General features: G+C 73.8%; 18 protein-coding genes. 8 read left to right on the top strand and 10 right to left on the bottom strand.

What is annotated here, in order from left to right:
• The first annotated feature begins 6 nt into the window (after positions 1-6).
• Both DC008_RS15395 and DC008_RS15390 read left to right on the top strand, forming a co-directional pair.
• A complete protein-coding gene (locus DC008_RS15395) occupies positions 7-390 on the top strand; it encodes a hypothetical protein (RefSeq protein WP_108707484.1) in 384 nt (127 codons plus the stop codon).
• A complete protein-coding gene (locus DC008_RS15390) occupies positions 387-656 on the top strand; it encodes a DUF4031 domain-containing protein (protein WP_108707483.1) in 270 nt (89 codons plus the stop codon). Before DC008_RS15395 ends, DC008_RS15390 begins: the two co-directional genes overlap by 4 nt.
• Here the strand turns inward: DC008_RS15390 and DC008_RS15385 are convergent.
• The 3 genes from DC008_RS15385 to DC008_RS15375 are packed head-to-tail and all read right to left on the bottom strand — an operon-like array spanning position 650 to position 2,877.
• Positions 650-1,771 (bottom strand): GNAT family N-acetyltransferase, encoded by a 1,122-nt coding sequence (locus tag DC008_RS15385; RefSeq protein WP_108707482.1) that lies wholly within the window; start codon positions 1,769-1,771, stop codon positions 650-652. The genes DC008_RS15390 and DC008_RS15385 overlap by 7 nt on opposite strands.
• A gap of 27 nt (positions 1,772-1,798) precedes the next feature.
• Positions 1,799-2,446, bottom strand: a complete 648-nt coding sequence (locus DC008_RS15380) for an HD domain-containing protein (protein ID WP_108707481.1) — start codon at positions 2,444-2,446, stop codon at positions 1,799-1,801.
• Positions 2,447-2,481: 35 nt separating this feature from the next.
• Entirely contained in the window at positions 2,482-2,877 is a 396-nt protein-coding gene (locus tag DC008_RS15375; RefSeq protein ID WP_108707480.1) for a RidA family protein, read from the bottom strand.
• A 151-nt stretch (positions 2,878-3,028) separates the two neighbouring features.
• Between DC008_RS15375 and DC008_RS15370 the strand changes: the two genes are divergently transcribed.
• Both DC008_RS15370 and DC008_RS15365 read left to right on the top strand, forming a co-directional pair.
• Positions 3,029-3,703 (top strand): maleylpyruvate isomerase family mycothiol-dependent enzyme, encoded by a 675-nt coding sequence (locus DC008_RS15370; RefSeq protein ID WP_208645878.1) that lies wholly within the window; start codon positions 3,029-3,031, stop codon positions 3,701-3,703.
• Positions 3,704-3,816: 113 nt separating this feature from the next.
• Positions 3,817-4,521, top strand: a complete 705-nt coding sequence (locus DC008_RS15365; RefSeq protein ID WP_108707478.1) for a copper homeostasis protein CutC — start codon at positions 3,817-3,819, stop codon at positions 4,519-4,521.
• 187 nt (positions 4,522-4,708) lie between these two features.
• Here the strand turns inward: DC008_RS15365 and DC008_RS15360 are convergent, their stop codons facing one another.
• Positions 4,709-6,757, bottom strand: coding sequence for a HelD family protein (locus tag DC008_RS15360; protein ID WP_108707477.1), 2,049 nt, complete (start codon positions 6,755-6,757; stop codon positions 4,709-4,711).
• A 321-nt stretch (positions 6,758-7,078) separates the two neighbouring features.
• Between DC008_RS15360 and DC008_RS15355 the strand changes: the two genes are divergently transcribed.
• On the top strand, positions 7,079-7,258 hold the full coding sequence (locus tag DC008_RS15355) for a hypothetical protein (RefSeq protein ID WP_055625096.1): 180 nt from the start codon (positions 7,079-7,081) through the stop codon (positions 7,256-7,258).
• A 72-nt stretch (positions 7,259-7,330) separates the two neighbouring features.
• Here DC008_RS15355 and DC008_RS15350 read toward each other — a convergent pair whose 3' ends face one another.
• Together DC008_RS15350 and DC008_RS15345 are read right to left on the bottom strand one after the other, a co-directional pair.
• Positions 7,331-8,992 (bottom strand): DNA repair helicase XPB, encoded by a 1,662-nt coding sequence (locus DC008_RS15350; protein ID WP_055625095.1) that lies wholly within the window; start codon positions 8,990-8,992, stop codon positions 7,331-7,333.
• Between the two features lie 67 nt (positions 8,993-9,059).
• Positions 9,060-11,681 carry a helicase C-terminal domain-containing protein gene (locus tag DC008_RS15345; protein WP_108707476.1) on the bottom strand — a complete coding sequence of 874 codons (2,622 nt, stop codon included), beginning with the start codon at positions 11,679-11,681 and terminating at the stop codon, positions 9,060-9,062.
• A 179-nt stretch (positions 11,682-11,860) separates the two neighbouring features.
• Here DC008_RS15345 and DC008_RS15340 point away from each other — a divergent pair, with 179 nt between their 5' ends.
• Positions 11,861-12,859: a hypothetical protein gene (locus tag DC008_RS15340; protein ID WP_108707475.1), complete on the top strand. Its 999-nt coding sequence runs from the start codon at positions 11,861-11,863 to the stop codon at positions 12,857-12,859.
• 40 nt (positions 12,860-12,899) lie between these two features.
• Entirely contained in the window at positions 12,900-13,520 is a 621-nt protein-coding gene (locus tag DC008_RS15335; protein ID WP_374207357.1) for an HAD family hydrolase, read from the top strand.
• On the opposite strand, the gene DC008_RS15330 is transcribed toward DC008_RS15335, so the two are convergent.
• A complete protein-coding gene (locus DC008_RS15330) occupies positions 13,502-13,756 on the bottom strand; it encodes a hypothetical protein (RefSeq protein WP_108707473.1) in 255 nt (84 codons plus the stop codon). The two genes, DC008_RS15335 and DC008_RS15330, sit on opposite strands and share 19 nt — an antisense overlap.
• Before the next feature lie 167 nt (positions 13,757-13,923).
• Here DC008_RS15330 and DC008_RS36245 point away from each other — a divergent pair, with 167 nt between their 5' ends.
• The gene (locus DC008_RS36245) at positions 13,924-14,307 is read left to right on the top strand and encodes a cold-shock protein (protein ID WP_055623670.1); all 384 of its coding nucleotides are present in this window, start codon (positions 13,924-13,926) and stop codon (positions 14,305-14,307) included.
• Positions 14,308-14,371: 64 nt separating this feature from the next.
• Here DC008_RS36245 and DC008_RS15320 read toward each other — a convergent pair whose 3' ends face one another.
• From DC008_RS15320 to DC008_RS15310, 3 genes are read right to left on the bottom strand one after another with little or no spacing between them, the layout of a single operon-like run.
• The gene (locus DC008_RS15320) at positions 14,372-15,220 is read right to left on the bottom strand and encodes a 1,4-dihydroxy-6-naphtoate synthase (RefSeq protein ID WP_108707472.1); all 849 of its coding nucleotides are present in this window, start codon (positions 15,218-15,220) and stop codon (positions 14,372-14,374) included.
• Entirely contained in the window at positions 15,210-15,911 is a 702-nt protein-coding gene (locus DC008_RS15315) for a futalosine hydrolase (protein WP_279632337.1), read from the bottom strand. The genes DC008_RS15320 and DC008_RS15315 overlap by 11 nt, the downstream gene beginning before the upstream one ends.
• A complete protein-coding gene (locus tag DC008_RS15310) occupies positions 15,881-16,357 on the bottom strand; it encodes a hypothetical protein (protein WP_055623668.1) in 477 nt (158 codons plus the stop codon). The genes DC008_RS15315 and DC008_RS15310 overlap by 31 nt, the downstream gene beginning before the upstream one ends.
• Positions 16,358-16,372: the final 15 nt, after the last annotated feature.

Raw genomic sequence — 16,372 nt, 5'->3', positions numbered from 1 at the left:
AGACGCATGGACCCGGTCACCCCCATCGAACAGGCGCTGCACACGGCCCGCGCCCTGGTGCTCGCCGACCTGGCGGCCGACGAGGCCGCCGAGGCGGACGTCGTCTCCCTGGTGGAGCAGTCCGTGGTCGAGCGCCGCTGGTGGGTGGAGCAGTGGCCGGACGGAGTGGCGTACGTGCCGGGTCTGGTCGCCCAGGACGTGCAGGACGCGCTCCTCGACCGGCACGGCCGCTGGCCGCTGTGCCCGGTCTGCGGCACCGGCGAGCCGCACGCGCTGGACGTCGAGCCCGAACTGGGGCCGGACCCGCACTGGGTGTGCCACAAGGCGGGCGTGAAGGTCGCGCCGGTCGGCCTGCTCGGGACCGCGCTCGGCGGGAAGCCGTCCGCGTGACGATCTACATCGACCCGCCCACCTGGCCGGGCCACGGCCGCCTGTGGTCGCACGTCGTCAGCGACGTGTCGTACGACGAGCTGCACCGGTTCGCCGACGGGATCGGCGTCCCGCGCCGGGCGTTCGAACGCGACCACTACGACCTCCCCGCGCACCGGTACGCCGACGCGGTCCGCGCGGGCGCGGTCGAGGTCAGCAGCCGCGAGGTGGTGCGGCTGCTGTACGGGGCCGGGCTGCGCAGGCGGAAGAAGGACATGCGTCACTGACCGGAGGCTGCGCCCGCCTCCCGGCGGACGTACAGCCGCAGCGGTCCCTCCTCGTGCCGCTCCTGAGCCGCACGCTCCTCCTCGACGCTCGCGCGGACGTAACCGGCGCGCTCGACGACCCGCTGCGAGGGGGTGTTGTCCTCCTCGATCGTCGCGCACAGGCTGTGGACGTCGTCGCGGGCCAGCGCCCACCGGGACAGGGCGTCCAGTGCCTCCGCCGCGTAGCCCCGGCCTCGGGCGCCCTCCACCAGGTCGTAGCCGATCTCCGCGCGGCCCTCCTCGTCCGGGGCGCCGTGGAAGCCGATCCCGCCGACCGCGAGACCGTCCTCCCGGCGCAGAAGCACGAACACGCCGAACTCGGGGCGGTGCACGCCCGCCTCGTACGCCTGCGTCAGCATCCCGGCGGCCTCCCGCGTCCCCTCGTAGGGCCCGCCGACGACCCAGTCGAACCCGCCGTCGCCGCCCTGGGCGAGATCGGCGGCGGTGGCCGGGGTGAGCCCCTGGAGGGTGAGCCGGTCCGAGGTGAGGACGAGGTCGTTCTTCCAGCGCCAGCCGTCGACCGGCGCACGGCCGGGCAGATCGCCGCGGCCGGTGGCCCACAGGAGGGTGCGCCAGGGGTCGGGGTCCGGCCGGACCTCCGGGAAGATCGTCGTCAGCACGAACTGGGCGAGCCCGGCCGGGGGTTCGTAGTCCAGCCCCAGCCCGACGGCGATGTCATGGGTGTGCAGCAGCACCTCGGCGACGCCCATCGCGGCGAACCCCTCGCGGTTCGCGCTGCGGAACGGATACGGGTGGAAGGCGCGCACCTCGGGCGGCGTGGTGCTCAGGACCGCCGTGAGCAGGACGCCGGTCGTCTCGAGGACGTCGAGCAGACCGTCGTTGCCGGTGCCCTCGTCCAGGGTGATCTCGAAGGGGACGTATCCGCTCCGCGCCCGTCCCGCGAGCTGTCCCGCGTAGGCGATGAGGTCGCCGGCCATGTGCTCGGCCGTGGCGCGGCAACTCCAGTCGAGACGCCCCGCCTTCACCCCGTCCCAGTCCCGGTCCGCCACCGTGCGCAGCAGCGCCACGGCATCGGCCACGGCCTCGGTCACCTGTTCCCCGCCCCTGTGTCGCATGGCGTGCAGGCTACGGTTCCGCACGGCTCAGAGCGACAGCATTTCCAGTTCCGAGGAGAGGTTGTAGCGGGCGGTCGCCTCCCACTTCTCCCGGCCGTACGGCGTGCGGAACAGGCTGGGCAGGTCGAGGAGTTGCCGCAGCACGTCGGCGCGGCCGGCGCGGAAGGCGTCGTTCGGGACGAAGTGGTACTCCTCGCGGACGGCGGCCGTGTAGGCCGCGTACGCCGAGGGCGGCGCGGCGAGGATCGCGAGGTCGGCGTCGCACAGCACCTCGCCGTTCAGGTCGCCGGGCGCCGGATCGTGCGTGACGGTGAGCCGCACCAGCCGGGCCACCTCCGCGGTCCGCTCGGCGGGCACCCCGGCCTCGGGAAGCGCCCGCTCGGCGAGCCGGGCGGACCGCTCCTCGTTGGTCGACCGGTCGGGCAGATACACGGCGTCGTGGAACCACGCGGCGAGCCGGACGGCCTCGACGTCCGTCGCGTACTCCGCCAGCTCGTCGACGTGGTCCAGCACCGCCGTCAGGTGGTCCACGGTGTGATAGCGCCGCTGCGGCTCGGACCAGCGCTTCAGGAGCGCCTTCCCGTACCGCTCGGGCGCGATGGCGCAGGAGTCGTCGCCGCGTGCGGCGAGCAGGGTGCGCAACCAGCGGGCGCGGAGGTCATCGAGGTCGGCCATGACGCCATTCTGCCCGCGGACGGCGGAGGGTCGCCCTACGCGACGGCGGTCCCCTCGAGCTCGACCAGCTGACCGGGGACCGCCAGCCGTGCCACCCCGAGCATCGTGGTGGCCGGTGCCACCCCGGCGGCGCCCAGGCGCGACGCCAGTACGCCGTAGTGCGGAAGGAGCCGGTCGACGTCGGTGGTGCAGACGTTGAGCCGGACGAGGTTCGCGAGGGACATGCCGGCCTCGCCGAGCACGGCCTCCAGGTTGTCGAGGCTCAGCGCCAACTGCGCGGCCATGTCCCCCTCGTGCTGCGGCTTCCCCTCCGCGTCCATCGCGGTCTGCCCGGAGCAGTACAGGGTCCGGGTGTGCCCGGAGACGACCTCCCCCTGGTTGAATCCCAACGCCACGGACCAGGTCACCGGGTTGACTGCCGTTCGTTCCACTGCCACTTCAGCTCCCGTCGATGTCGGTGCCCGGGAGCCTTCCGGCAAATCCCGACACCTTTCGTCAGGTATGCGAGGGGATCCGAGGCCACGCGAGTACGCGGCCCGGAAGCCCGGCCCGACCGACCGGAGACGCCCTAGCGTGGACGGCATGACATCTGCTGACGTGCACGACGTACGGGACCCGGAGCTGCCGGGGCGGCTGCTGACCGTCGAGCGGGACACGCTGGTCCCGCTGCTGCGGACGCGGCCCGACGAGGACTTCGCGCGCAGGACGGCCGCGTGTCCGGGGTGGTCGGTGCGGGATGTGCTGGCGCACAGTTCGGCCGCGCTGACCCGGGTGGTGGACAACCGGCTGGGGGAGGGCGTGTTCTCGCCCGAGTCCAACGACCGGGACATCGTCGAGCGGGCCGGGTGGAGCAACGCCCGGATCGTCGACGAGCTGGAGCGGGCGATGACCGAGGCGGGGCCGGTGATCGCCAAGGCGGGCGGGGCCCTGGACGGGGTCGGGCTCGGCGAGTGGGTGCACGCCGGTGACGTGCGCGAGGCGCTGGGCGAGCCGGGGGCGTACGCCGGGGCCGGGCTGCCCGACGCGCTGGCGCTGCTGGCGTGGCTCACGCGCGAGCGTCGGCATGTGCCGCTCCAGGCCGACCTGGACGACGTGGACGAGCCCCTGCGGCTGGGCGACCCGCTGGCTCCCCGGCCCCCGGCGCGCTACATCGGCGACGCCACCACCCTCGTACGGCTGTACTCCGGGCGTCCGGCGGCCGGGGCGTCGTACGAGCTGGCGGGCGCGGAGCCGGCGGAGCTGAACATCTTCGGGTGACCCCGTTTCCGGCCATGGGTTGAGCGGGACCCCGGATGGGCAGGCGTAGGCTTGGATTGGACTAGACCTGTAGTCGCCAGTTGTCGCCGCCGAATGCCGAGGAATGGGGTCCCATGAGCGAGCGTGCAGTCCTGGAGGTGATCGCCCTCGGCGTCGAGGACGCGGTCGCCGCCCAGGCCGGGGGTGCGGACCGGCTCGAACTCGTCACCGACATGGCGGCGGACGGGCTCACCCCGCCGGTCGAGACGTTCACCGGGATCCGCGCCGCCGTCGACATCGATCTGCGCGTGATGCTGCGGCTGGCCGGCGGGTTCGCGGTGGGGGACGTCGAGCGGGTCGTCCGGGCGGCGCGCGAGCTGCGGGACGCCGGGGCGGACGCGTTCGTGCTCGGCTTCCTCGACGCGGACGGGTCGGTGGACCTCGCCGCCATGGAGCGGGTGGTGGCGGAGCTGGACGGGTGCCGGTGGACGTTCCACCGGGCGATCGACCGCGCCGCCGACCGGGACGCCCTGCGCAAACAGCTCGACGGGATGCCGGGCCTGGACACCTACCTCACGGCGGGGGCGGCGGGCGGCGTCGACGACGGCCTGCCCACGCTGCTCGCGGAGGCGGCACGGGACGGCGAGCCCGGCTACGAACAGCGCGTCCTGGTCGGCGGCGGCCTCCGCCTCGACCACGTCCCGGACCTCCTGGCGGCGGGCATCGACGCCTTCCACATCGGCGGCGCGGCCCGCCCGACCGGCTGGACGGGCCCGGTCTCCGCAGAGGCGGTCTCCACCTGGAGAACCGCCCTGGACACCCCGGCAAAGGTCTTTTAGGGCCTGCTGGGGGCGCGGGCACTGCTTTTTCACCGGTCGCGGGGAGGTGCTTTCGCGGGGCGCGGGGCACTGCCTTCCACAGGGCGCCGGGAGGTGCTTTCAGGGGCGCGGGGAACTGCGCGACCAGCCCCCACCGGCCGGCACCCGGCACACAAAGCCGACCCCCCGCTCCCGTAGCCGCCCCAACTCACAGCAACTGCGCAGGCAACGCCCCCGTATGGGTGACGGTCAACCCCGACACCGCCCGAGTCAGCGCCACATACAACCGCCGCAACCCCGTCCGCTCATCCGGCTCCCCCTCCACCACGGCCCCCGGTTCGTCCAGGACCACGTAGTCGTACTCGAGCCCCTTCGCCAGCGACGCCGGCACCAGTGTCAGCGGGACGCGCCGGGTCGTCTCCTCACCCGGCGCCAGATACTCCAGCCCCGCCGCCTTCAGCGCCTCCGCCAGCGCCGGCACCCGCGCGTCAGCGGCGATGAGCCCGACCGACCCCTCGTGCCGCAGCGACTCCTCGCACGCGGAAGCGACCTCCGCCGCCTCCTCGACCGTACGGATCTCGAAGAACCCGGGGTTGTCACGGATCGACGCCACCGGCGCCAGCCCCGGCGCGATGGACGGCAGCAGACGCGACGCGTACGTGATGACGTCCGTCGGCACCCGGAAACCGGCCGTCAGCTCCTCGATCACCCCGTCCCGCTTGCCGAGGTGCGTCAGCGCCTCCTCCCAGCTGCGGGTCGCCCACGGAGTGGTCCCCTGCGCCAGGTCGCCCAGCACGGTCGCCGAACCGGTCGTGCAGCGCCGCCCCACCGCCCGGTACTGCATCGGCGACAGATCCTGCGCCTCGTCCAGCACCACATGCCCCAGCGACGGCGTGCGCGTCACGAGGTCGCTCGCCTCGTCGATCAGCACCGCGTCCGCCGCCGACCACTTCGCCGACTTCACCGACCGCGCCGGCTTCGCCCACAGGATCGGCCGCTGCTCGGCCTCGTCGAGGACGCCGTCCGCGTGCTCCGCCAGGAACTCCGCGTCCGACAGCAGCCGCAGCACCAGCTTCGCCGGGTCCACCGGCGGCCAGATCGCCTTGACGGCCGCCTTCACCGCCGCGTTGCGGGCCACCGCGTCCTGCACCCGGTCGTCCGGCGCCTCGCCCGACCGCTCCATCTGCACCAGCACCGCGTGCGCGATCCGCTGCGGCAGCGCCTCGCGGGCGGCGCCGTACCGGATGCCGCGGTCCAGCAACTCGCGGACGATCTCCTCGACCTCGTACGCCGGGACACGCCACCGCCGTGAACCGCGCACCACGACCACCGCCTCGGACGGCATGGTCACGTGCGCGTACACCGCCCGCCGCAGCACCTCGGCCATCCGTGCGTCACCCTTGATCACCGCGGCCGCCGCGTCGTCGGCGCCGCGCACCTCGACCTGGGCCACGAGATCGTCGACCGTGGCCTGGCGGACCGTCAGCTCGCCGAGCGCGGGCAGCACCTGCTCGATGTAGTGCAGGAAGGACCGGTTCGGCCCGATCACCAGCGTGCCGGTGCGGGCCAGCCGCTCCCGGTGCGCGTACAGCAGATACGCCACCCGGTGCAGGCCGACGGCCGTCTTCCCGGTGCCCGGGCCGCCCTGCACACACACGGTCCCGCCGAGCCCGGACCGTACGATCTCGTCCTGCTCGGGCTGGATCGTCGCCACGATGTCCCGCATGGGGCCGACACGCGGCCGTTCGATCTCCTGCTGGAGCAGCTTGCTGGTGCGCGCCGCCTCCGCCGGGTCGGACAGGTGCTCGTCCTCGTACGCCGTGAGATCGCCGCCGGTGTAGCCGAAGCGGCGGCGCAGCGCGATGTCCATCGGGTCCTTCTTGGACGCCCGGTAGAACGGCTGAGACACCGGCGCACGCCAGTCGACGACCATCGGGTCGCCCTCGGCGTCGTGCACATGCCGCCGCCCGATGTAGAAGCGTTCCCCCTCCGCGCCCTCGGCCTCCTCGGCACCCGGCGCGTGCAGATAGTCGAGCCGGCCGAAGAACAGCGGGGTGTCGCTGAGGTCGGCCAGCGCCTTGATGCGGTCGTCGATCTGCCGGGTCAGCACCTCGGCGTTGACCCAGTTCGCGCTCACGTCGCGGATGTCGAGGGACTCGACGTCCTCGCGCATGGCGCGCAGCGCGGCGCGTGAGGACGCCAGATGGGAGCGCTCTCGCTCCAGTGGGTCGAGGCTGTCGTCGACGGGCCTGGACAAGGGGGTGCCTCCGGATGACCAACGAGCGGATCGGACGAGAGAGAGCCGTCCGGTTTCCGTCCGGGCGGCGGCACTCCGCGAGGGGAGGCGGGCAAGAGCGGAGATTTTAGGCGAGACCGTCCCGCGCACGCCAACGAATATCCGGCACCCCCACCGGCACTCCGCAACCGGCGCCCCCACCGGCACTCCGCAACCGGCGCCCCCTAGGGGACGCCGTCCTCCTTCAGGGCGGCCCGTCCGCCCCGAGACGTACGGGACCGGCAGCCGGCTTCGGCCCGGAGACCGATGCGGGCTTTACGGACACCGACGCATCATGGAGACATGAGCGCAGCAACCATCCACCCGGCCCCCGCGGCCCCCCGCGGAGCGACCGCGCTCCAGGGGAGCCACCGTCATCGACTCGGTGAAGCCCTGCGCGCCGTCAAGGTGTTCATGGGCGCCGCCTTCGACGTGATCGTCCTCGGCGAGTACCGGGAGGAGGCGGGCGTCCGCCACAAGTGACGGACCCGCCGGTCACGGTGACACGAAGTCAGCGACCGTGACCGTACGGAATCGCCGGTTCCTCCCGGGCCTTCAGCTCTCGGTGCCCCCGGCGCCTTCCGCGAGGATCTCGTCGGCGTCCACGATCCGGTACGCGTAGCCCTGCTCCGCCAGGAAGCGCTGGCGGTGGGCGGCGAAGTCCTGGTCGAGCGTGTCCCGCGCGACCACGGAGTAGAAGTGGGCCTGGTGCCCGTCCGCCTTGGGCCGCAGCACCCGGCCGAGCCGCTGCGCCTCCTCCTGACGCGAGCCGAACGTCCCCGACACCTGGATGGCGACCGTCGCCTCCGGCAGGTCGATGGAGAAGTTCGCGACCTTGGACACCACCAGCACGTTGATCTCGCCCTGCCGGAACGCCTCGAACAGCTTCTCCCGCTGCGCGTTGGACGTCTCGCCCTTGATCACCGGCGCGTCCAGGTGCTCGCCCAGCTCGTCGAGCTGGTCGATGTACTGGCCGATCACCAGGATCTGCTGCCCGGCGAACCGGCGCACCAGCGCCTCGGTGACCTTCCGCTTGGTGTCGGTCGTCGCGCAGAAGCGGTACTTCTCCTCCTGCTCGGCGGTGGCGTACGCGAGCCGCTCGGAGTCCGTGAGGTTCACCCGGACCTCCACGCAGTCCGCGGGCGCGATGTAGCCCTGCGCCTCGATCTCCTTCCACGGAGCGTCGAACCGCTTGGGGCCGATCAGGGAGAACACGTCGGACTCCCGGCCGTCCTCGCGGACCAGCGTCGCCGTCAGCCCGAGCCGCCGCCGCGCCTGGAGGTCGGCGGTGAACTTGAAGACCGGCGCGGGCAGCAGATGCACCTCGTCGTAGAGGATCAGGCCCCAGTCCCGGGAGTCGAACAGCTCCAGGTGCGGGTAGACGCCCTTCCGCCGGGTCGTCAGCACCTGGTACGTGGCGATGGTGACCGGGCGGATCTCCTTGCGCGTCCCGCTGTACTCGCCGATCTCCTCCTCGGTCAGCGAGGTCCGCTTCACCAGCTCGTGCTTCCACTGCCGGGCGGACACGGTGTTCGTGACGAGGATCAGCGTCGTCGACTTGGCCTCGGCCATGGCCCCGGCACCGACCAGGGTCTTCCCGGCGCCGCAGGGCAGGACGACGACACCGCTGCCGCCGTGCCAGAAGTTCTCCACGGCCTGCCGCTGGTACGGCCGCAGCGCCCAGCCGTCCTCGTCCAGGTCGATCGGGTGCGCCTCGCCGTCCACGTACCCGGCGAGGTCCTCGGCGGGCCAGCCCAGCTTGAGCAGCGTCTGCTTGATCTGCCCGCGCTCGGAGGGGTGCACGGCGACCGTGTCCGGGTCGATGCGGTTGCCGACCAGCGGCGCGACACGCTTGGAGCGCAGCACCTCCTCCAGGACCGGACGGTCGGTGGTGGTCAGCACGAGGCCGTGCGCGGGGTGCTTGGACAGCGTGAGCCGGCCGTACCGGTCCATCGTCTCGGCGATGTCGACCAGCAGCGCGTGCGGCACCGGATAGCGGCTGTACGTCACCAGCGCGTCGACGACCTGCTCGGCGTCGTGCCCGGCGGCGCGCGCGTTCCACAGGCCGAGCGGCGTCACCCGGTAGGTGTGGATGTGCTCGGGCGCCCGCTCCAGCTCCGCGAACGCCGCGATCGCCCGACGGCACGCGTCGGCCTGCTCGTGATCCACTTCGAGGAGCAGGGTCTTGTCCGACTGGACGATCAATGGTCCGTTCACGTGGGTCCGTCCTTCCGCTCACCACTCGACCAAACGTCCAGTGTGCCTGATCCCTTCCGGGCCGCTCTCAGATCTGGTCGTCGGCCAGCTCGGCGACCCCGGTGATCCGGTGCAGCGGATACGTCCGCACCTCGTCCGCGGTGTGGTCGTACGCCGTCACGAACCCGCCCTCGACCCGTACCGGCGCGATCACCCGCTGACTGGCGGCGCCCTCGGCGTTGACGTACCCGATCCACAGGGCCTCGCCGGTCAGCACGGCCGCCTGCATGGTGGCCAGCGTCTCGGCGGAGGTGGTGCGGGGCAGCTCGCCGCCGCCCCCGGCCGGGGTGTCGCCGCCCGTCCTGCGCGGTGCCGTGGACGCCAGGTCGCCCGCCCGGATCGCGCGGATCGCGGCGGCCAGCAGTGTGGCGTCCGGCGCGGGCGGGCCGTCCGGCACCGGCTCGGGGGCCGTGCGCGGCGGCGTGCGGTGGGCGTCGGCCCGGGTGATCAGCACATCGCCCTCGGCGGACTCGGCGGCCGGCGCGAAGCCCATCGCGCGCAGCCCCTCCAGCAACGTCGCCGGGTCGCTCTGCGCGGCGAGCACGGTCGGCGCGAGGCGGCGCAGCCGCAGCCCGGCGGCCCGCTTGTCGGCGAGGATCTCGTTCAGCATCGCGTCGTCGTCGCAGCGGACGTACGCCGACGCGGCCCCCACCCGCAGCTGCCCGTGCCGCCGCGCCACGTCGTCGATCAGATACGCCAGCGGCTGCGGCACCGGCGTACGGGAGTGCTCGGCGAGGAAGGCGTGCAGGTCGGAGGCGGTACGCCCGGCGTCCAGGGCCCGGCGCACCGACCCCGGCGTGAACCGGTACACCGTCGCGCCGCCCTTGGACTCGACGTCCGCGAGCACACCCAGCGTGTCCGCGAGGGGCCGCCGCAGCGGTCCGGGCGCCACGGCCGTCAGGTCGGCCTGGAGCAGGACGTGGTCCAGCGGCTCAGGCAGCAGCGGCGCCAGCAGCCGGGCGGCGGCGGCCGCGGCGGCGGCCTGCTCGGCCGGCGGCAGCGGCTCGGGCTGCGGGGCGGGGCGCGGGTGCTCGTGGTGCACGGGCAGCTTGTCGCCGGGCCCGGTCGGCTCGGGCGCCGGGGTGCTCCGTCGCACCCCCGCGGGACCGTCCGCGGACGGACCGGTGGCCGAGGGCCCGGCGCCGTCCTTGGCCGTCCCGGCGGACGTGGCCGGGGGCAGGCCCAGCAGGGCCCGCCCGTGCGAGGACAGGGCGCCGCGCCCCGTCACACCCAGCCGCTCGGCCTCGTCCAGGGTCCACCGGGCCAGCCGGCCGCGCAGATCGTCCTCGCGCTGCGGCCCGCGCAGGGGCCGCTCCCAGCGCAGCCGGGCCAGCACCGACTCGGCCGACGGGGCCGCCCCCTCCGGGAGCGAGGCCAGCAGCGTCAGCACCCGGTGCCGCACCTCCGGCGCCGCCGAGCGGTCCAGGCCCGGGCCGAGCGCCGACAACGTGCGGTCCTTCGCGTCCCGGCCGCCGACCACGCCCGCCGTCCGGGTGGCCGTCAGCCAGGCCCGGGCCAGCGCCGCCCAGCGCTCGGCCGCCGGCAGCTCCAGCCACTCGTCGTAGGCGGGCGTGGCCGCGTACCGCTCGTCGGCCTCGCCGTCCGAGGCCACCAGGCCGGCGGTGTACGCGAGCTCCACCCAGAACGCGGCGACCGGCTCCGGCACGTCCAGGGCCACGGCGGTCCGCTTCAGGTCGCGCACGCTCAGGCCACCGGCCCGCAGCACCGCGGGCCCGCCCTCGTGCCAGTCCTTCAGCAGCTCCTCCATGGTGGCGAGCGCGGTGTACGCCTGCCCGGCCGCCGTCGCGTCCACGATCTGCGGGCGGTGCGTGGCGGCCGGCTCCACCGGCGGCGGCAGCGGCTCGGTGGCGCGGTGGGCGCGCCCGCCGCGCAGATGCAGCGCCGCCTCCCGGGGCAGTACGACCGTGCCGGGCGCGGTGGGCAGCAGCAGACCGCGGTCCATCAGCCAGCGCAGCCGGGGCGCCGGGTCCGCGGTGACCTGCCCGTACGGCGGCCCCCACACCAGCCGGGACAGCACCTCCACGGACTCCGGCGGCGCCTCGTCGAGCAGCGCCGACATGCGCCGCCGGTCGGAGAACAGCTCGGTCAGCGCGTCCAGGGCGGACACCGCGTCATGGGTGGACGCCAGCCCCGCCGCCGTCACGATCTCCTGGATCCGGCCCGGCGACATCCCGGACGCGGCCTCCCGCACGGTGGGCCCCAGCCCGGTCGGCGACGGATGCTGCGGCGAGGGCGCCAGCAGCTCACGGGCCGTGCGGACCAGCCGCAGCCGGTCGTCGGCGCCCCACACCAGCGCCTGCTCGCGCAGCGTCCGCAGGGCGTGCGGCAGGGCGCCCTCGACCGCCGGGTCGCCGTCGTCCCCGGCCATCAGCGCGAGCAGTCCGGCGTACGTCGCCGGGTCCGGTGCCACGGCCAGCGCCTCCGCCGTCTGCAGCGCGAACCGGTCCAGCCGCTCCAGGGCGCGCACCACGGACGCCCGGGTGCCGGCCCGCGTCGCGAGCTGCGTCAGATCCGTGGGGACGGGCGTGATGAGGTCGGGCCGGCTGCGCAGGAGCACGGCCAGCGAGGCGTCGTCCCGCGCGCGGAGCGCCTCCGCGAGGGAACGGGGCGGTACAGCCGGTTCGCTCATCCGACCCAATCTAGCGGGTGCGTGGCCGGGGCAGGGGAGGCGGCGAACCCCCGATCCACGCGCGGCGGGCGGGGCCGACGGCACCGGCGGCACCGCCCCCGCGTCCCGGGCACCGCCCGCGCCCTGCGCTAACGTCGTCCCACGGGGTACCACAACGCACCCACCCCGGAGGGGACTTCGTGGGGATCGAGAGCGACCAGGTCGTCTACGAGTATCTGAGCCGCGTCGGCGACGTGGCCCAGCAGCGGCAGCTGCCGTCGGCCACCCGGATGCGTCTGGTGAACGAACTGCGCGGCGAGATCGACCGGCGCCGCGCCAAGGCACCTGTCGACAGCCCCGCCGCCGTCCGGCGCATCATCGCCCGCCTCGGCAGCCCCGACGACGTCGTCACCGCCGCCGGGGGAGCGCCCGCCGCCGAGGGCACCGCGCCCCCGCAGGGCCCGGTCACCGCCGTGCCCGCCCAGCCGTCCGGCGACGACACCGCGTCCGCTCGGCGCCCCAAGGGCCTGCGCCGGATGGTGCCGCGCCCGCGCCCCTCCGAGGCCGCCCGCCCCGCCGCGCCCCCGCCGCCCCATCTGGCGACCGCGGCCGAACTGGGCGGCAGCGCGCTGCGGCCCGACTGGTGGGAGGTGGACAGCACCCCGCTCGGGCCCGGCGAGGACATCCCCGGGTTCGTCGGCGGCGTCGAGATCCCCGAGATGCTCCGCCGACCCCCGGCGAAGGACGCCCCCGGCACGAAGGACCCGGCACCGGCCGCCGTCGAGCAGGCCGACGACGACACGGTGGTGGACGAGGCACCCAAGCGCCGCCGCCTGCTGCGCCGCCCGGCGCTCCCCGAAGGCCGCTGGAACAACCCGCTGCTGCTGGCCGCCGCCGCCCTGCTGGTCGCCGGAGCGTTCCTCGGCAACCTCGTCGTGCTGCTGGTGGGCTGGCTCATCGCCTGGGGCTCCCGGCGCCTGAGCGACACCGAGACCAAGTGGGCGGTCGTGATCCTGCCCGGCCTCTCCCTCACCGCCGGGGTCGTCTGGCTCTGGGGCCGCGCCACCGGCCGCTGGGGCGAGGCCCTGGTCCAGGGCGAGACCAACGCGGCGATCGTCGAGACCTGGCCCTGGGTGGTGCGCGGCGCGGCCGTGGCGTCGGCCCTGTTCATCGTCTGGCGCTCCCAGCGGCGCACCTGACACCTGCCCGCGGGACGGCCGGGCGCGGCGGCTCGGCACAATGGCGCATATGGCACTCACCGTCGGCTTCGACCTCGACATGACCCTCATCGACTCCCGCCCCGGGATCCACGCCTGCTACCGGGCGCTGACCGAGCGGACCGGGACGTACATCGACGCCGACCTCGTGGTCACCCGGCTCGGGCCGCCGCTGGAGGAGGAGCTGGCGAACTGGTTCCCGGCCGACCGGGTCGCGGCCGTCGCCGAGGAGTACCGGGCGATGTACCCGGCGTTCGCCGTCGCCGCCACGTCCGCGCTGCCCGGAGCCCGTGAGGCGATAGCCGCCGTACGGGACGGGGGCGGACGCGCGATCGTCGTCACCGCCAAGCACGAACCGAACGCCAAGCTGCACCTGGAGCACCTCGGCATCGAACCGGACGCGGTCGTCGGCGACCTGTGGGCCGAGCAGAAGGCGGGAGCGCTGCGCGAGTACGGCGCGAGCGTCTACGTCGGCGACCACCAGGGGGACATCCGGGCGGCCCGCGCGGCGGACGCGCTGTCGGTGACCGTGGCCACCGGGCCGTTCGACGCCGCGCAGCTCGCCGAGCTGGGCGCGGACGTCGTCCTCGACGACCTCACCGGATTCCCCGACTGGCTGGCCGGCTACCGCGCGGCGGCCTGACGCGCCTGACGCCTGCCGGCCGCGATCGACCGGAACACCCCGGCGCCGGCGACGAGGAATCCGACGCCCATGAGCATGCTCAGACCGAACATGAAGGTCGGAAAAGGCGTCGTACCGAGCAGGAACGGGGCCATCGTGACCAGTGTGGCCACGGCGCCGACGAAGAAGACGATCGCACCGGCCCGGATCAGCCGGTCTCCGGGGGCGGCGGAATTCGCTTGGGTTTTGTCACGCACCGCACCAGGGTAGTTCCCTGCGCGAGGGAACGACCCGGCGACGTCTTGTCACCGGCCCCGGGACCATTAGCCTGGGTACCGGCGGGTCGAGGTCGACCCGCTGCAGTGCTGTCAAGAGCCGTTTTTTCAGAAGCAGTTTCCCGACGAGTACGAGGACGAGGACAGACGTGCCCACCGGCAAGGTCAAGTGGTTCAACAGTGAGAAGGGCTTCGGCTTTCTCTCCCGCGACGACGGCGGTGACGTCTTCGTCCATTCCTCGGTCCTCCCCGCCGGCGTCGACACGCTCAAGCCCGGCCAGCGGGTGGAGTTCGGCGTCGTCGCCGGTCAGCGCGGGGATCAGGCGCTGTCCGTCGTGCTGCTCGATCCGACGCCGTCCGTCGCGGCCGCCCAGCGCAAGAAGCCGGACGAACTGGCGTCCATCGTCCAGGACCTGACGACCCTGCTGGAGAACATCACGCCGATGCTGGAGAAGGGCCGTTACCCGGAGAAGAACTCCGGCAAGAAGATCGCCGGTCTCCTCCGGGCCGTCGCCGACCAGCTCGACGTATAGGCGGTACGGACCGCACGGCCGTTAGGCGGTACGGACCGCACGGCCGTAGGGATTTCCGGGATCTCTAGGGGAAATCCAGTGCGCGCGGGTCGAGGGGCGGAAGGAGTCCCTCGGCCGCCGCGCGGGTCAGCAGTCCACGCACGGCCGCGTATCCGTCCTCGCCGAGATCGGCCGTGAACTCGTTGACGTACAGACCGATGTGCTGGTCCGCGACCGACGGGTCCATTTCCTGCGCGTGTTCCATGACATAGGGCCGGGAGGCTTCCGGGTCGTCCCAGGCGGCCCGCACCGAGGCGCGGATCGCGTCCGCCAGCGCGGTCAGCCGGCCGGCGCCCAGCGACCGCTTGGCGATGATCGCGCCCAGCGGGATCGGCAGCCCGGTGGTGTCCTCCCAGTGCTCGCCCATGTCGGCGAGCTTGTGCAGCCCGTAGTTCCGGTACGTGAAGCGCGCCTCGTGGATGACGAGACCCGCGTCGACCTTCCCGTCCCGCACCGCGGGCATGATCTCGTGGAACGGCATCACCACGATCTCCCCGACCCCGCCGGGCACGGTGTCGGCGGCCCACAGCCGGAACAGCAGATACGCCGTCGACCGCTCGCTCGGCACCGCGACCGTGCGCCCGGCCAGGTCCGTCCCGGCCTCCCGGGTCAGCACCAGCGGCCCGCAGCCCCGGCCCAGCGCACCGCCGCAGGGCAGCAGCGCGTAGGTGTCCAGGACGTACGGCAGCACGGCGTACGACACCTTCAGCACGTCCAGCTCGCCGCGCTCGGCCATGCCGTTGGTGACGTCGATGTCGGCGAACGTCACGTCCAGGGCGGGGGCACCCTCGACACGGCCATGGGCGAGGGCGTCGAAGACGAACGTGTCGTTCGGGCAGGGGGAGTACGCGATCTGCAAGGGGTCACCGGTCATGTGGGTTCCAACTCCGGAGGACGGGGGTGATCTTCCCGAAGCCCTCGGCGAGCGCGGCCAGCGCGTCCCCGATCCGCCAGGCGGCGCGGTCGCGCGGGCCGATGGGGTTGGAGACCGCGCGCAGCTCCAGGACGGGTGTGCCGTGGGCGGCGGCGGCCTCGGCGACACCGAAGCCCTCCATGGCCTCGGCGAGGGCGGTGGGGTGGCGTTCGCGCAGCCGGGCGGCGCGGGCGGCGGTGCCGGTGACGGTGGAGACGGTCAGGACGGCGCCGGGGCGGGCGCCCGTCGCGGCCGCGACCTCGTACACGAGGGCCTCGGGCGGGCGGTGGGTGACGGTGCCGAAGCCCAGCTCGGTGACGGGCAGAAAGCCGTCGGGGGTCTCCGCGCCCAGGTCGGCGGCCGTGATCTCGTCGGCGACGACGAGGGAGCCGACGGGCGCGTGCGGCGCGAAACCGCCGGCGATGCCCGCCGATACGACCAGGCCGAACGGGCGGCCGGTCAGCGCGGCGGTGGTCAGGGCCGTGGCGGTGGAGGCGGCCGCGAGGGCGGGGCCGACCCCGGCGGCGATCACCTCCGCGTCCGGCAGGCCGAGCGCCGGGGCCACCGCGTCCCGCTCGGCGGGGACCGCGGTGGCCACGAGGATCCGGACAGCGGACGTGATCAGGCGTCCTTCTTCAGCTTGAAGGACCACACGCCGGTGACGTCCCGCTCGCCCTCCTTGATGGAGACGAGCGTCGAGTTGCCGCTGGCGCCGTACTGGGCGTTGAAGAACACGCTGCCCGGGACGGTCCGGTAGGTCTTGGTGCTGGAGTCGGTGAGCGGCTGGCCGTTCATGAGGATCGTCCAGCCCTCGTCGGCGATCTCCGGGTCGACACCGAAGCGCACGGTCTCGTCCGGGTCCACCGTGATGGTCTTGATGTCCTTGCCCTTGAGGCACTTGGGGAGATCCGCGGTCTTCACGGTCTCACCGCTCTCGCCACCGCAGGTGGCCTCCGAGTGGACGGAGGACGTGCCGACGGTCACCGTGGCGAGCGGCGTCGGCTTGTCGCAGGCCGACAGGACGAGCACTCCGGCGGAAACGGCGCCGGCGGCGGCGAGCGCGCGGCGGCGTCGCACAACGGATTGCAGCGTGGTCATGGGCGAAGGCTATCG

The organism is Streptomyces nigra (assembly GCF_003074055.1).
Taxonomy (GTDB): Bacteria; Actinomycetota; Actinomycetes; order Streptomycetales; family Streptomycetaceae; genus Streptomyces; species Streptomyces nigra.
This window is presented reverse-complemented; position numbering and strand designations above follow the sequence as displayed.

Excerpts from the sequence above, each read along its gene's own strand:
- DC008_RS15395 (WP_108707484.1), top strand. The coding sequence starts at position 7 with ATGGACCCGGTCACCCCCATCGAACAGGCGCTGCACACGGCCCGCGCC.
- DC008_RS15385 (WP_108707482.1), bottom strand. The coding sequence starts at position 1,771 with ATGCGACACAGGGGCGGGGAACAGGTGACCGAGGCCGTGGCCGATGCC.
- DC008_RS15380 (WP_108707481.1), bottom strand. The coding sequence starts at position 2,446 with ATGGCCGACCTCGATGACCTCCGCGCCCGCTGGTTGCGCACCCTGCTC.
- DC008_RS15370 (WP_208645878.1), top strand. The coding sequence starts at position 3,029 with ATGACATCTGCTGACGTGCACGACGTACGGGACCCGGAGCTGCCGGGG.
- DC008_RS15365 (WP_108707478.1), top strand. The coding sequence starts at position 3,817 with ATGAGCGAGCGTGCAGTCCTGGAGGTGATCGCCCTCGGCGTCGAGGAC.
- DC008_RS15355 (WP_055625096.1), top strand. The coding sequence starts at position 7,079 with ATGAGCGCAGCAACCATCCACCCGGCCCCCGCGGCCCCCCGCGGAGCG.
- DC008_RS15345 (WP_108707476.1), bottom strand. The coding sequence starts at position 11,681 with ATGAGCGAACCGGCTGTACCGCCCCGTTCCCTCGCGGAGGCGCTCCGC.
- DC008_RS15335 (WP_374207357.1), top strand. The coding sequence starts at position 12,900 with ATGGCGCATATGGCACTCACCGTCGGCTTCGACCTCGACATGACCCTC.
- DC008_RS15320 (WP_108707472.1), bottom strand. The coding sequence starts at position 15,220 with ATGACCGGTGACCCCTTGCAGATCGCGTACTCCCCCTGCCCGAACGAC.
- DC008_RS15310 (WP_055623668.1), bottom strand. The coding sequence starts at position 16,357 with ATGACCACGCTGCAATCCGTTGTGCGACGCCGCCGCGCGCTCGCCGCC.